Origin of the sequence: Klebsiella planticola ATCC 33531, from assembly GCF_000735435.1 — a bacterium.
In the GTDB taxonomy this organism is placed as follows: domain Bacteria; phylum Pseudomonadota; class Gammaproteobacteria; order Enterobacterales; family Enterobacteriaceae; genus Klebsiella; species Klebsiella planticola.
In genome coordinates this window covers 53,787-67,116 of sequence record NZ_JMPP01000021.1, presented here as the reverse complement: position 1 = coordinate 67,116, position 13,330 = coordinate 53,787, and the positions used below count along the sequence as shown (strand labels likewise).

The window sequence follows — 13,330 nt, the reverse complement described above, 5'->3', positions numbered from 1 at the left end:
CGCCTATGCCAAACCTGACTATCGTTGTCGATTGCAATGACCAGAACTATGCCCGCGAGATTTGCGAGGCGCTGCAGCTGTTCCCGGAAGTGACCGCGGTCTTACCCGAACATCCGGCGGCACGCACCGCGGAATATGCCAGCTGCTGGTTTCCCGATGCCAGCCTGCTGACGCGTTCGCCGGCGTTAAAATTAATCCAGGCCGCGTCGGCCGGGGTGGACCATCTTCCCGATAGCCTGTTCGCCAGCCCTGTTCCGCTCTGCCGGGTGGTGGATGAGGATTTCCGTCATGGGATGTTCGAGTACGCCCTGTGGGGCGTGCTGTGGTTTCAGCGCAATTTCGATCGCGCGCTGGCGCACCAGCGTCAGCGCGTCTGGAAGATTTACCCGCAGCGGGCCGCCGCCGATTTTCGCATTGGCGTGATGGGGCTTGGCGAAATCGGCGGCTACATCGCCACCCGCCTCGCCGGTCTGGGGTATCACGTTTCCGGCTGGGCGCGCAGTGAGAAGCAGCTCCCCGGCGTCCGGTGTTATCACGGCGACGCGCAGGCCGGTGAATTTTTTGCTGAGCTGGATGCGCTGATCAACGTGCTGCCGCTCACCGAACAGACCCGCGGTATTCTCGCCCGGCCGCTGCTCGACAGGCTTCCCGCAGGCGCGGTACTCATCAACTGCGGACGCGGCGAACATATGGTGAATCACGATATTCTGCAGGCGCTGGATAGCGGCCGGCTGGCGGGCGCGGTACTGGATGTCTTCCCCGTTGAGCCCCTGCCGCAGGATGACCCGCTGTGGCTGCATCCGCAGGTGGTCATCACCCCACATATGGCCTCGATCGCGCCGGCGGAGGTGGTTGCTCGCCAGCTGCTGGAAAACATTCACCGCCAGCAACGCGCGCTACCGCTGAACAATCTGGTGGATAAACAGCGGGGCTATTGACCCTTTGCGCAGGCGATCCCCCGACCTGCGCCCTCATCAGCTGCTACGCTTAATGGTCTGTCTGACAACACATAAGGCCGGAGTTATGAAGATTGATCTTTCGGGGAAAGTTGCGCTGGTGACCGCATCCACGGCCGGGATTGGCTTTGCTATCGCCAAAGGGCTGGCGGCCAGCGGCGCGGAGGTGGTGGTGAACGGGCGCAGCGAGCGTAGCGTCAACGAGGCCATCGCCCGCCTGCAAAATGAGGTGCCCGGCGCCAGGCCGCGCGCCGCCGTTGCCGACCTGAGCAGTGGCGAAGGGGTCGCTCAGCTCCTGCAAGCGGTAACCGGCGTCGATATTCTGGTTAATAACGCCGGGATTTATGGCCCGCTGGACTTCTACGACACTGACGATGCCATCTGGGAAAACTACTGGCAGACCAACGTTATGTCCGGCGTCCGGCTGTCGCGTGCGCTGCTGCCGGCGATGGTGCAAAAAGGCTGGGGGCGGGTGGTGTTTATCTCCTCGGAGTCGGCGCGCAACATTCCGCCGGACATGATCCACTACGGGGTGACCAAAACCGCTCAGCTGTCGCTGGCGCGTGGGCTGGCGAAATTCGTGGCTGGTAGCGGCGTGACGGTAAACAGCGTGTTGCCCGGCCCGACGATTTCCGATGGCTTTGCCGAAATGATGAAAGACGAAGTGGCGAAAACCGGTAAACCGCTGGACCAGCTCGCCAAAGAGTTTGTGATGACCCATCGCCCCAGCTCGGTTATCCAGCGGGCGGCATCGGTTGATGAAGTGGCCAATATGGTGGTGTACGTCTGCTCAACTCAGGCCTCCGCCACCTCCGGCGCGGCGCTGCGCGTCGATGGCGGCGTGGTAGATGATATTGTCTGACCGCTTAGCGCCCGCCCGCTGACTAGCGGCCGGGCTTTTTGGCCGGATCGTTAACCGACGTCATTTCGAACTGACTTTCAGGATCCATGGCGTTGACCGCCTTTTGCAGTTCCGCGAGGGCAAACTTGAGGGAAGCCACCTCCTCCCGTAGCGCCTGCATCTCCTGCTCTTGCGTGGTGCTGCGGCTGGTTTTTGGAAAGGCTTCAAATACATCCTCTTCAAGGAACATACGAACCTGGCGGTTATCAACATTCACCAGCTGATACTTCAGCCGGCCGCTGTTGATCGCGTTATAGATAGTCTTGCGACTGACCATCGCTAGCTCTATGACGTCGCTGATGCGTAACATCTTGCCCCTCTCCGCTTCCGGCCTCACCGTCTGGCGCCCATCATTTTATCTTACTGCGTGACGACGGCATCGGTGAACACTTTTGCAATCTCCTCTGGCGTCATTTTAACAATATCGTTAACGCGATCGCGATCGGCTAATAATGCGAATAAGGATTGAATAATTGCCACTTTTTCGCAAGTTTTATCAATGGCCATCATCACCACGATCTCCGGCACCACCGCCTCTTCCGGCTCATCGGTACGCTGGAACGCTACGCCGGCCCGATTGATACCGATAGCAAACCCGGTGTGGTTAACATGCTCAAACTCGGTATGCGGAATGGCAACGCTGTGGGTCTCCATAAAGATCCCCGTCGGGTAGACCTCCTCACGAGCGAGCACGCCGTCGGTGAAACTCGGTTTTACCAGGCCATCCGCCAGCAGACTTTGGGCAAGGCGGGTCAGTAAGGCCGTCCGACTCACGGCCTCGTTAAACGTCAGTACTCGCTGAGCGCTAAACATCATTTTCCTGCCTCCGTCGCCGTCTCTGTCGGCCGTTCATTTTCCTGTGCCAGTTTGCGGCGGTTCCACAACACCAGCGCGAGGGTACAGAGGGTCAGAATCCCGACGCCAATCTCTTTGAGGTGGAAACTCTGGATAATCGCCCATGGCAACATCGCCCCGGCATAATCCACGCTACTGATACTGGTGGTGCCCTGCGGCAGCGAGAAGCCGGTGCTGACTGCGGTACTGGTGACAATCGGCGCCAGGTTGGTACCAATCAGCAGCGCCAGGCTCAGGGTTAACAGTCCGGTCAGCAGCGTGCGGAACATATCGCCGCGGCATACCGCCGTCACCAGAACAAAGGCGAAGGGTAAACCGGTTAATGACGCAAAAGGCAGGAACTGGTTGCCGGGAATGATTGCCGCGAGGACCAGCATCACCGGAATCATCAGCATCGAAACGGACAGCGTCACCGGATGGCCGACGCTGACGGCAGAGTCCAGACCAATGGCGATTTTACCAAACGATCCGGCCCGCGACTGAGCAATTTCCTGAATACGTTCGCTGATCGGATAGACCCCTTCCATCAGCATCTTCGCCATCCGTGGAATAATGGTCATCACCGCCGCCATGGTAATCGCCGTTTGCAAAATAGCCTTTACTTCAATTCCGGCAATAATGCCGAGCAGCGCGCCGATAATAGCCCCGAGAGAAGCCGGGTCGCCGAGAATAGATAATCTCCGCTGAATCACTTCAGTATCAATTTTAATATCACGCACCACCGGAATACGGTCGACAATAGCATTCACCAGCCATGCCGCCGGAACAAATGAGGCGGAAAAACCGTGTGGCACCGAAATAGACGGGAGATTTAAATATTTTTCGACATCGCCGCTGGTGCGGTCGGCAATCACCATCGTAATAATGCAGTTAATCCCGGCGGCAAATATCCCCAGCCACAGGCTATCGGTAATAATCGTCACCAGCGAGCCGGTAAACGCGTGATGCCACAGGTTCCAGATATCAACGTTCAACACCCGGGTGGTTTTGGTGTACAGCATCAGCACGTTAATCGCCACGCACACCGGAATCACCAGCGCTCCGACGCGCGTTCCCATCGCCACCGCCGCCGCTGCGGGCCAGCCCACATCCAGCACGTTCAGATTCAGACCGAAACGCTCTACCAGCGCGTGGCTGACGGGCGTCAGAGAATCGATCATCAGATTCACGGTAATGCTTAAGCCGATAAACCCGATCCCCACCATTAAGCCCGCTTTCAGGGCTTTACTGAGGGACAGTCGTAATAATAAACCGAGGAGCATAAATATCAGCGGCATCATTACCGACGCGCCTAACCCCACGATGTAATCAACAATAAACATGGCTTAACCCTCGGCGAGAATTAATTCTTTCACGCTGTTGAACACTTTATCGGTACCCATGCCGGTTAATAGCGGCAGAGCGTTAATGACCGGAACGGACAGCGCAACGGGCGACGTCGAGACGATAAAATCGACATCGTCACGGGTTTTGGCTTCCGCGACGGTACCTTGTGAAATACGAACCTTATCGAGGATATTTTCTTTTTTCAGGAAGTCCTGCAGTTTATTTAAAGCTACGGTGCTGGTGGCTACGCCAGCGCCGCAGCAAATCATCATGTGTTTCATATGAATTCCTCTCTGTTTTGGTGAGGGGAATTAAAACATGCGGAGGGGAGAGGAATTGTGATCAGTGTGTAATTTTACACACTGAATACACAAAGGATGGCAAAAACACACTAATCAATTGATAACTCTGAGAATTAAGTTTCATTCGAGAGATAATCAGCCATAAAACGTGACGTACATCTCATTAAATGGCTCGTTTATCGCAACATTTCCGCTTTTCATCTCAGGGCTGCGGCGCGTTATCGGTAATACCGTAGACGGCATATTTCTGCAGCAAAGCATGATATTCCCCGTTGTCACGCAGCGTTTTCAATGCCGAAGTCAGCTGTTTCGCCAGCGCCGTATTCCCTCTGCGAACGTAAATCCCCAGCGTTTGCGGATAAATCGTCTGCGGGGAACTCACCTTCAGGCGGCCTTTGCTACGCTGGGTAAACAGGCTGACCACGCCAGCGATATCTACCTGCGCCTGAATATTTCCGGAGAGCAGCGCCTGCAGCGTCTCCGGCGAGGTCGGGAACTCTTTTATCTCGATAGCCCCTTTGCCCTGCTGCTGGCATTCGCCCGCCGACAGCGCCTGCAGCTTTTTCACCCATGAGGTCCCCTGCTGTAGTCCGACGGTGAGCCCACAGAGATCGTGTTCCGTTTGCGGCGCAACGGGACTGTCGCTGCGCACCATAATATAGGCCCCGGTGTTGGCGTACGGGATAGCATCCGCCTGACGGGTACGTTCCTCAGTGATATACAGCGCCGAGATCACCGCATCCTGACGCCCGCCGCTCAGGCCAAGGATCAGGCTGCTGAATTTCGTATCCACCAGCTGGAGCGTTAAGCCTGTTTTCTGGCTAAGCAGCGCCGCCAGTTCGGCATCGAAACCCACGATGGCGTCATCCTGCCAGGATTCAAATGGCGGATAGGCCACCTCCATGGCTATTTTTATTTTTCCCGGCGAGAGAGTGGTATCGGCCGCCTGGGCCGCCGATGCCAGCCCCAACGCCAGTCCCAGCGAGGTCGCAAGATAACGTAATGAGAGAGATTTTTTCATCAGTTGGCTCCGGTTAAGCTGAAATGCGCCGATGATGAGCATCGGCAAGCTGGCAAAGCAGTTCGAACATCAGGGTCGCGCCGGTCAGGCTGGTGAGATTGCCCTGGTCAAACGGCGGCGACACCTCCACCAGGTCGGCACCAATCAGGTTCAACCCGGCAAGCTGGCGGAGACAATGCTGCGCCTGCAAGGTGGTCATACCGCCAATTTCCGGCGTTCCGGTGCCGGGGGCATAGACCGGATCCAGCACGTCGATATCAAAGCTGATGTAGGTGGACTGGTCGCCGACAATCTCCCGCGCCCGCTGCATCACCCGTTCGATGCCCTGCTCATTGACCTGCTCCATACGGATAATCGTGATGCCGTTTTCCTCCGCCCAGCGGTGTTCATCCGCGGAGAATAGCGCGCCGCGAATACCGATTTGCACCGTGCGTTTCGGGTCGAGAACCCCCTCTTCCACCGCGCGGCGAAACGGGGTGCCGTGGGTAAAGCGCTCACCGCCAAAATAGCTGTCGTTGGTGTCCGAATGGGCATCAAAATGGATCATGCCCAGCGGCTTATTCCTTCCCAGCGCCCGCAGAATCGGCAAGGTGGTGAGATGATCGCCCCCCGCGGTTAACGGCATCACCTGCTGCTGATTAAGGGCGTGATACCAGGCCTCAATGCGCGCCAGGCTATCCTGCAGATCCACGGGATTAATCCGCACATCGCCCAGATCGCCCACCCGCGCATAATCGTAGGGAGAGCGGCGGGTCACCGGATGGATCCGCCGCACCAGGCTGGAGGCATTGCGCAGTTCGCGCGGCCCGTGGCGCGTGCCGGCACGGTTAGTGGTTCCGCCATCCCACGGCACCCCCACCACACTGATATCCAGTTCGCTGGTCTGCGGGGCAAAAGGAAGACGGAAAAAGGTCGGTAATCCGCTAAAGCGCGGAATTTCACCATCCTGCGGCTGCGGGAACTCATGTTCAGTTGCGGATGTCATTGCAGTTTCTCCATGGCTTATCGGGGCGATAAAGAGATACTGCGGAAGGTAGTACAGAGAAAAAATAGTCAAAGCCAAAAAATTAGTTTAGAAAAATAAAAACAAAACCCGGGACTTACAGTGGAGTATTCCCCTATGTCAGTGGGCAAATTTCCCAATCTGCGCCTGTTACACGTTTTTATCACCGTCGCCAAATATCAGGGCTACGCCAACGCCCAGCAGGAGCTTAACCTGACGGTTTCGGCCATCAGCAACTACATGAGTGAGCTCGAAGAGAAGCTGGGAATCATTCTGTGCCGCCGTGGCAGAGGCGGATTTTCGCTAACGGAAAAAGGGGAGACCGTCCTTCAGCAAAGCATCGATTTGCTGAATTCGCTGGAGGATTTCGAACGCAATACGGCCTCCCTGCGGGGTGAACAAACCGGGATCTTTAATCTTGGCGTCATCGATTCCACGATTACCGATCCGATGCTGCCCATGAGCGATATTATTGCGACCTTCAGCGAACGCTTCCCGCGGGTACAGATAAACCTGCAGGTCAGAAGTCCGAATGCGCTTTTACAGGGCGTATTGAATAACGAACTGGATCTCGCCGTCGGGACCTTCTCACTTCAGGCCAACAGCGTGATTTCTCATCCGCTCTATCGCGAGCAAAACTGGCTCTACTGCGGTGATAAGCACCCGCTCTTTACCGTTAAGCATCTGACGGAAGCGCTGATTTCGCCGATGCGGATGGTCACCCGCAGCTACTGGAGCAGCAGTGATTTGGGGCGTAAAGGCTTTAAGCAGAGCGAAGCCAGCGCCGAAAGTATGGAGGCCCAGCTGATGCTCATCTTGTCCGGCAAATATATCGGCTATCTGCCGGAGCACTATGCGCTGCCGTGGGTACAAGCGCAAAAGCTGCGCGCCCTGCTGCCGACAGAATATGGTTACCAGGCTCCCTTCTCACTGATTTTTCGTCGCGGACGCAGCAAAGAGACCTTAATTCGCGCGATGCGGGATACCATCCGCACTCGTGCAAAGGGGCGAAAAGGCTAAAGGCTGGAGGGCGGAAAAATCAGGCGCTTACTCCCGGCCGCCGGTGGCCAGAATGTAGCGCTGCGGCGACACGCCAAGCTTTTTACGGAACATCGCGATAAACGCGCTGGCGCTAGCGTACCCCAGTTCATGAGCCAGTTTGCTCACCGTCACGCCGCGCGCGAGATTGCATACCGCCTCCAGCAGACGAATCTGCTGACGCCATTCTGAGAAACTGAGATGGGTCTCTTCGCGGAACAACCGCGCCAGCGTGCGCTCGCTGGCCCCCACTTTTTGCCCCCACCACGCCAGCGTGGCCGCATGGTCCAGCTCGCGGCAAAGAGTATCGCACACCTGGCGCACGCGCCGGTCGCTGGGGAGAATGACATGGCACAGCATGCTGGCAGGCAAGCGGGCCAGCTCGTCGCTCAACAACGCCAGAATCAGCGCCTGACGTTCCGTCGACACGGTCTCTTCCAGACCTGCTGCAATCAGGGTATGCAGTAGCGGGGTAGCGGCCAGTCCACGGCACTGGAGGCCAAACTGACGCGAGGCCTGAGGGGTTAAATAGAGATTTTGCGTCACGACGTGATCAATCGCCTGCAGGCCGTGCGACAAACCGCCGGGCAGCCAGATGGCACGACCGGGCGACAGCAGCCAGATATGCTGCGGAGTCACAATTTTTGCCACACCGCGCAGCGGGTAGATCAGTTGCCCTTGTTCATGCTGATGAACCGGCTCTTCGCTGCCGGGGGTATATTTCAGCTGGCGTAGCCCTTCAATAGCGTGCGGGATTGTCATCTTCACCTGCCCTTTGTCCGATTCTCACCATTTATCCGTACTGCTGCGTTTAGAGACAACTTTTGTCCGAATGGCGACATCCAGGTGACCAGTCGCGCCATTCTGCCATGGACAGGCTTCTCTTTTGAAGTTGAATAATTATCATTTCCATCCAATTCTAATAACAGTCGGAAATGCTATGAGACAGATTGGCAAGTTTCTCAGGGATAAACCGTTGAAAGTACTGGCATGTACGATCATCGCAGGATACAGCGGGCAAGCGTTCACTGCGGATAACGGGCAGGATAGCACAAAAGAACAGACGATAGTGGTTACCGCCGATGCCGGTGCACAGGGGCAGGATGACGAGAGCAACATCGTTGCGCACAGCGCGACGGCGGGCAGTAAATCCAGCCAGTTGATTAGCCGGACGTCGCAAAGTATTGCCGTCATCACCCAGGCGCAAATTGAGGCGCAGGCGGCAAAGACGATTCCGGAAGCACTACGCTACGTCTCCGGCGTCGCCTCGGAAAACGCCGGACCGGATACCCGTTTCGACACCATTATCGTGCGTGGATTCGAAGCCGACGAATATCTCGACGGCCTGCGTCTGCCGCGTGAAGCCTGGTGGAGCCGCCCGGCGTGGGATCCGTTCCTGCTCTCGCGTATAGAGGTAGTCAAAGGGCCGGCATCGGTGCTCTACGGGCAGGCCAATCCGGGTGGGATCGTCAATATGGTGAGCAAAACCCCGCAGGCTGACGCCGGCGGTCAGGTTTATGTCACCGCGGGCAATAACAACCTGTTTGGCACCGGTTTCGACATTACCGGCCCGCTGAACGCCGACAAAACGCTACTGGGCCGCGTCGCAGGGACCTTTTTCGATACGCAAACCCAGGTCGATCACACCCGCTACCAGCACTATGATATTGCCCCTTCGCTGACCTGGCAGCCGAACGAGCGAACCAGCCTGACCCTCCTTGCACAGCTGCGCAAAGACCCGGACAGCGGCTTCTACAACCAGATGCCGCTCTCAGGCACCCTGACCCATAACCCTAACGGGCAGATCTCCACCAGCTTCTACGGCGGACAGCCCGGTTTTGATAAGTACGAGCGTGAACAGGGCAGTATTGGCTATCAGTTCCGCCATGACTTTAACGATACGGTCATCTTCCGTCAGAACCTGCGCTATATCAGCAGTACAGGTAACTATCTGATGGTTTATCCGTGGGGCGAGCACGCCGACGCGCCGTTGATAGACCGCTATTCGATGAACCTGAAAGAGACCATGTCCAACTTTTCGGTGGACAACCAGGCGGAGTTTCACCTGCAAAGTGGCCCGATCGCTCACGTTCTGCTGGCGGGAATCGACCGGATGCACACTTCGGTACGCAGCCAGGCCGGCTACGGCGATGCCAGCCCGATCAACTATCTCGATCCGGACTACAGCACCCCGGTTGAAAAACCGGCCTTCACCAGCAATACCCACTCAACTCTGGATCAAACCGGGTTCTATTTACAGGATCAGCTGGAGTGGAATAACTGGATCGTCAATCTCGCCGGGCGGTACGATGCGGCGAAAACGAAAAGCACCGATCTGCTTACCGATAGCCGCAGCGAACGTAACGATTACGCCACCACCGGCCGCGCCGGGCTGCTCTACCACTTCGACAACGGACTGGCGCCGTACATCAGCTATTCGACGTCGTTCGTGCCGAGCAGCAATACCGATTTCTACGGCCACGCCTTTAAGCCCACCGAAGGTAAACAGTCGGAGATTGGTCTGAAGTACGATCCGGTTGGCCTCGATGCGCTGTTTACCCTTGCGCTGTTTAACCTGCGTGAAACCAACGTCGCCACTCCGGACCCGGATCATGCCAACTTCAGCGTGCAAACCGGTGAGATCCGTTCTCGCGGCGTCGAACTGGACGGCAAAATCAACCTCACCCCGGCCTGGTCGGTACTGGCATCCTGGGCCTTCACCGACCCGAAAGTCACCAGCGCTAACGACGGCACGGAAGGCAAACATCCGGTGGGGATTTCCCGTCACAGCGCCAAACTGTGGACCCAGTATGCGCTGAGCGGCCCGCTCGACGGTTTCTCGCTGGGCGGCGGCGTGCGTTATATCGGCAGCAGCTATGCCACCAGCGATAACAGCCTGAAAGTCCCGGCGGCGACGGTGTACGACGCGCGAATTGGCTACCAGTGGCGTGAATGGGGCGTGGCGCTTAACGCCGCCAACCTGACGGATAAAACCTATCTCGCCTCGTGTCAGGATAACGGCTGCGAATATGCGATGAAACGCCAGCTGATTGCCACCGTGAACTACAAGTGGTAGCCATGCTGTCACGACGCAGGTTGCTCACTGCTGCCCTGCTGGCCCCCGCTCTGTCGTGGGCCAGCAGTTCGCCTGTGCCACAGCGGCTGGCGGTACTGGACTGGGGGCTGACCGAAATGATCCTCGCTCTCGGCATTACGCCAGCGGGGGTTTCGGCGCCGGACTGGTATCGCAAACTGATCTCCGTTCCGACTCTGCCGGCAACGGTGCAGGATTTAGGCCTGTTGTTTCAACCTAATCTGGAAACGCTCTATGCGTTGAAACCGGACACAATTGTGATCACTCCCCAACACGCCCTGTTAAAACCGGCTCTGGCGCAGGTGGCCCCCCTCGTGACGCTGCCCGCCCACGGCCTCAGCGCCTTTATTAGCGCCACGCAACAGCTGGGTATCGTACTTAAACGTGAACCCCAGGCGGCCGCGCTGATCGCCGGTCTGTCCCAGCGCATTATCCGTGCCCGCGGCTATGCGCAGAAACTGCTTCAGCCGGTCTTGTTCGCTTCCCCGGTGGATGCGTTACACCTGCGGTTGTATACCGCCGGTAGTCTGCCGGGCGATGTACTGGCGGCCTGCGGGATGCGCAACGCCTGGCGTGCAAGCGGCGGCGCCGAAGGCAACGTCCTGGTGGAGCTCACCCGTATCGCCACCCTCGATGCCCGACCGATCCTGCTGGTCGCGGCGGATCAGCGTGAGGCGGTAGCGCACTGGCAGCAAAGCCGGCTGTGGCGAAGCCTGCCGCTGACCTCACGCTATCCACTCGCGCTGATTGAGCAGCCCATCAGCAACGCCGGCGCACTGATCACCGCCGGGCGTTTTGCCGATATTTTCAGCCAGCTGATGGCGGGGTGGCGCGATGCATGAGCCCTTTTCCCGTCATCTCTCCTGGGGCGTTATCGGCATGCTGTGGCTGGCTTCTCTGCTGCTGGCGGTCGGCGATGTGCGGCATCAGGGCGGGTTTGCCGCGCTGTTCGATGCCCACAACGTACAGCCGACGGCGATTATCCTGCACAGCATGTGGCTTCCACGACAGGGGATGGCCATCGTAGGCGGCGCGACGCTCGGGCTGTGCGGCTGGCTGATGCAACGCGCGCTGCGCAACCCGCTGGCGGAGCCGATCACCCTCGGGATGACTTCCGGCGCAACCCTGGCGATGGGCCTGGCGTCGCTGTGGCTACCGGCGCTGACCGGCGGAATGCGGATGGGGATGATTATCGGCGGCGAGCTGGTCGCACTGCTGCTGGTTCTGCTTCTGAGCTGGCGCCAGCGCCTCTCTCCGCTGGTGATGATTCAGGCGGGAATGATGATTAACCTGTGGTGCGGTGCGCTGACCATGCTGATCGCCATTATCAACGACCGTTTCCTGCTGACCGTGCTGATGTGGGGCGGCGGTTCGCTGGCGCAGGAGGACAGCCATCTGCTGCTGGCGCTGCTGCCGTGGCTGGCGCTGTGCGTCGGGCTACTGATGCTGCTATTTCGCCCGCTGGAACTGCTGCAGCTCCCGGAAACAATGGTGAATAGTCTTGGCGCTTCACCGCTGCGGATTCGTGCCGCCGCGGTGCTGCTGGCGCTGGTGATGAGCGCGCTTATCATCAATGCCGTCGGCGTCATCGGCTTCATTGGTCTTGCCGCACCGCATCTCGCCCGTTTTGGCGGCGCGCGCACCTCGCGCCAACTGGTGTTGCATAGCGCCCTGACCGGCTCAGGCCTGCTGTGGTTTACCGACCTTTGCGTTTCACGTGTTTCCCTGTTTAACGGCCAGCTGCTGCCGGTGGGGATGTTAACCGCTCTGACCGGCGGACCGCTGCTGATCCTGCTGGCACGCTTCGCCCGTCAGCAGAGTCTGGATACCGCCCCGCCGCCGCAGATGTCGTCCCACACCAGCCGTTGGATTCCCTGGGCGGCAGTGCTCGCCCTCGCGGTATCCGTGGCTATCTCGCTGTTTTTCGGCCACGGTCTGACCCACTGGCACTGGGCGCATTCGGCTGAGCTGGCTCATCTGCTGCCTTTACGGCTGCCGCGTCTGCTGGCGGCCATTAGCGCCGGCGCGTTGCTGGCTGGCGCGGGGGTACTGATGCAGCGGGTTAGCGGCAATCCGCTCGCCAGTCCTGAAGTGCTGGGTATCGGCGGCGGCGCGGCGATGGGGGTGACCGTGTATATTTTGCTGTTTCCCACCCACGGCAGCACTTTTTTGCTGTTCAGCAGCCTCTGCGGCGCGCTTATCAGCCTGCTGCTGACGATGTGGAACAGCCGCCGCAGCGCCTTTAATCCGCAGCGGGTGTTACTCAATGGCGTCGCCCTCAATGCCCTGTGCCAGGCGGCGGTGAGCATGGTCATGCTCAATAACCTTGCTGCCAGCTCGGTGCTGCTGCCGCTGATGACCGGCAGTACCTATTACATCAGCGCCCCTCTGGCGCAGTGGCTGTTTATTGCCACCCTGATTTTGCTGACCCTGACGTCGCTGTTCCGCCGCTGGCTGGTGCTGCTGCCGCTCGGCGGGGTTGCCGGTTCTCTGGGGCTTTCCCTGCCCCGCGCCCGTTTCGGGGTACTGACGCTGGCGGCGCTGATGACCGGGCTCGCCACGCTGCTGGTTGGCCCGGTGTCGTTTATTGGCCTGCTCGGGCCGCATCTGGCGCGTAAAACCGGTGTCAAAGGCGCGCTGGCGCAGCTCTACACCGCCGCGCTGCTCTCCGCCTGCATTATGACCCTCGCCGACTGGCTGGGACGCAACGCGCTCTATCCGCGCCAGCTTCCGGTCGGACTGGTGGCCTCGCTTATTGGCGTCCCGCTGCTGGTCTGGCCGTTGATTCGCGCAAAGGGCCAGCGTGGGGCTGAATAACAGATAAAAAGCCATGA

13 protein-coding genes are annotated in these 13,330 nt (G+C 58.6%); 6 read left to right on the top strand and 7 right to left on the bottom strand.

The genetic code is table 11. The annotated features are described in order from the left end of the window. The first annotated feature begins 5 nt into the window (after positions 1-5). Both GRPL_RS15615 and GRPL_RS15620 read left to right on the top strand, forming a co-directional pair. Positions 6-938 carry a 2-hydroxyacid dehydrogenase gene (locus tag GRPL_RS15615; protein ID WP_032696812.1) on the top strand — a complete coding sequence of 311 codons (933 nt, stop codon included), beginning with the start codon at positions 6-8 and terminating at the stop codon, positions 936-938. An 85-nt stretch (positions 939-1,023) separates the two neighbouring features. Further along, positions 1,024-1,818: an SDR family NAD(P)-dependent oxidoreductase gene (locus GRPL_RS15620; protein ID WP_032691061.1), complete on the top strand. Its 795-nt coding sequence runs from the start codon at positions 1,024-1,026 to the stop codon at positions 1,816-1,818. Between the two features lie 22 nt (positions 1,819-1,840). Here the strand turns inward: GRPL_RS15620 and GRPL_RS15625 are convergent, their stop codons facing one another. The 6 genes from GRPL_RS15625 to speB form a co-directional block, all read right to left on the bottom strand. Further along, on the bottom strand, positions 1,841-2,167 hold the full coding sequence (locus GRPL_RS15625; protein WP_032691060.1) for a MerR family transcriptional regulator: 327 nt from the start codon (positions 2,165-2,167) through the stop codon (positions 1,841-1,843). Between the two features lie 50 nt (positions 2,168-2,217). Further along, positions 2,218-2,673, bottom strand: a complete 456-nt coding sequence (locus tag GRPL_RS15630) for a PTS sugar transporter subunit IIA (RefSeq protein WP_032691059.1) — start codon at positions 2,671-2,673, stop codon at positions 2,218-2,220. Then, positions 2,670-4,034 carry a PTS galactitol transporter subunit IIC gene (locus GRPL_RS15635; protein WP_032691058.1) on the bottom strand — a complete coding sequence of 455 codons (1,365 nt, stop codon included), beginning with the start codon at positions 4,032-4,034 and terminating at the stop codon, positions 2,670-2,672. Before GRPL_RS15635 ends, GRPL_RS15630 begins: the two co-directional genes overlap by 4 nt. Before the next feature lie 3 nt (positions 4,035-4,037). After that, entirely contained in the window at positions 4,038-4,319 is a 282-nt protein-coding gene (locus tag GRPL_RS15640; protein ID WP_032696809.1) for a PTS sugar transporter subunit IIB, read from the bottom strand. Between the two features lie 223 nt (positions 4,320-4,542). Next, positions 4,543-5,361, bottom strand: a complete 819-nt coding sequence (locus tag GRPL_RS15645; protein WP_032698989.1) for an ABC transporter substrate-binding protein — start codon at positions 5,359-5,361, stop codon at positions 4,543-4,545. A gap of 13 nt (positions 5,362-5,374) precedes the next feature. Next, the gene (gene speB, locus GRPL_RS15650; RefSeq protein WP_032698987.1) at positions 5,375-6,346 is read right to left on the bottom strand and encodes an agmatinase; all 972 of its coding nucleotides are present in this window, start codon (positions 6,344-6,346) and stop codon (positions 5,375-5,377) included. Positions 6,347-6,481: 135 nt separating this feature from the next. Between speB and GRPL_RS15655 the strand changes: the two genes are divergently transcribed. Next, on the top strand, positions 6,482-7,384 hold the full coding sequence (locus GRPL_RS15655; protein ID WP_032691055.1) for a LysR family transcriptional regulator: 903 nt from the start codon (positions 6,482-6,484) through the stop codon (positions 7,382-7,384). Positions 7,385-7,411: 27 nt separating this feature from the next. On the opposite strand, the gene GRPL_RS15660 is transcribed toward GRPL_RS15655, so the two are convergent. Beyond that, positions 7,412-8,164: an AraC family transcriptional regulator gene (locus tag GRPL_RS15660; protein WP_004866685.1), complete on the bottom strand. Its 753-nt coding sequence runs from the start codon at positions 8,162-8,164 to the stop codon at positions 7,412-7,414. 214 nt (positions 8,165-8,378) lie between these two features. Here GRPL_RS15660 and GRPL_RS15665 point away from each other — a divergent pair, with 214 nt between their 5' ends. The 3 genes from GRPL_RS15665 to fhuB are packed head-to-tail and all read left to right on the top strand — an operon-like array spanning position 8,379 to position 13,313. Then, positions 8,379-10,478 carry a TonB-dependent siderophore receptor gene (locus GRPL_RS15665; protein WP_228134573.1) on the top strand — a complete coding sequence of 700 codons (2,100 nt, stop codon included), beginning with the start codon at positions 8,379-8,381 and terminating at the stop codon, positions 10,476-10,478. A 2-nt stretch (positions 10,479-10,480) separates the two neighbouring features. Further along, positions 10,481-11,338 carry an iron-siderophore ABC transporter substrate-binding protein gene (locus GRPL_RS15670; protein ID WP_032698984.1) on the top strand — a complete coding sequence of 286 codons (858 nt, stop codon included), beginning with the start codon at positions 10,481-10,483 and terminating at the stop codon, positions 11,336-11,338. Next, on the top strand, positions 11,331-13,313 hold the full coding sequence (gene fhuB, locus GRPL_RS15675; RefSeq protein ID WP_032691052.1) for a Fe(3+)-hydroxamate ABC transporter permease FhuB: 1,983 nt from the start codon (positions 11,331-11,333) through the stop codon (positions 13,311-13,313). Before GRPL_RS15670 ends, fhuB begins: the two co-directional genes overlap by 8 nt. Positions 13,314-13,330: the final 17 nt, after the last annotated feature.

What these genes read in the sequence shown, in the direction of transcription:
- GRPL_RS15615 (WP_032696812.1), top strand. Translation starts at nt 6, where the DNA reads ATGCCAAACCTGACTATCGTTGTCGATTGCAATGACCAGAACTATGCC.
- GRPL_RS15620 (WP_032691061.1), top strand. Translation starts at nt 1,024, where the DNA reads ATGAAGATTGATCTTTCGGGGAAAGTTGCGCTGGTGACCGCATCCACG.
- GRPL_RS15625 (WP_032691060.1), bottom strand. Translation starts at nt 2,167, where the DNA reads ATGTTACGCATCAGCGACGTCATAGAGCTAGCGATGGTCAGTCGCAAG.
- GRPL_RS15630 (WP_032691059.1), bottom strand. Translation starts at nt 2,673, where the DNA reads ATGATGTTTAGCGCTCAGCGAGTACTGACGTTTAACGAGGCCGTGAGT.
- GRPL_RS15635 (WP_032691058.1), bottom strand. Translation starts at nt 4,034, where the DNA reads ATGTTTATTGTTGATTACATCGTGGGGTTAGGCGCGTCGGTAATGATG.
- GRPL_RS15640 (WP_032696809.1), bottom strand. Translation starts at nt 4,319, where the DNA reads ATGAAACACATGATGATTTGCTGCGGCGCTGGCGTAGCCACCAGCACC.
- GRPL_RS15645 (WP_032698989.1), bottom strand. Translation starts at nt 5,361, where the DNA reads ATGAAAAAATCTCTCTCATTACGTTATCTTGCGACCTCGCTGGGACTG.
- speB (WP_032698987.1), bottom strand. Translation starts at nt 6,346, where the DNA reads ATGACATCCGCAACTGAACATGAGTTCCCGCAGCCGCAGGATGGTGAA.
- GRPL_RS15655 (WP_032691055.1), top strand. Translation starts at nt 6,482, where the DNA reads ATGTCAGTGGGCAAATTTCCCAATCTGCGCCTGTTACACGTTTTTATC.
- GRPL_RS15660 (WP_004866685.1), bottom strand. Translation starts at nt 8,164, where the DNA reads ATGACAATCCCGCACGCTATTGAAGGGCTACGCCAGCTGAAATATACC.
- GRPL_RS15670 (WP_032698984.1), top strand. Translation starts at nt 10,481, where the DNA reads ATGCTGTCACGACGCAGGTTGCTCACTGCTGCCCTGCTGGCCCCCGCT.
- fhuB (WP_032691052.1), top strand. Translation starts at nt 11,331, where the DNA reads ATGCATGAGCCCTTTTCCCGTCATCTCTCCTGGGGCGTTATCGGCATG.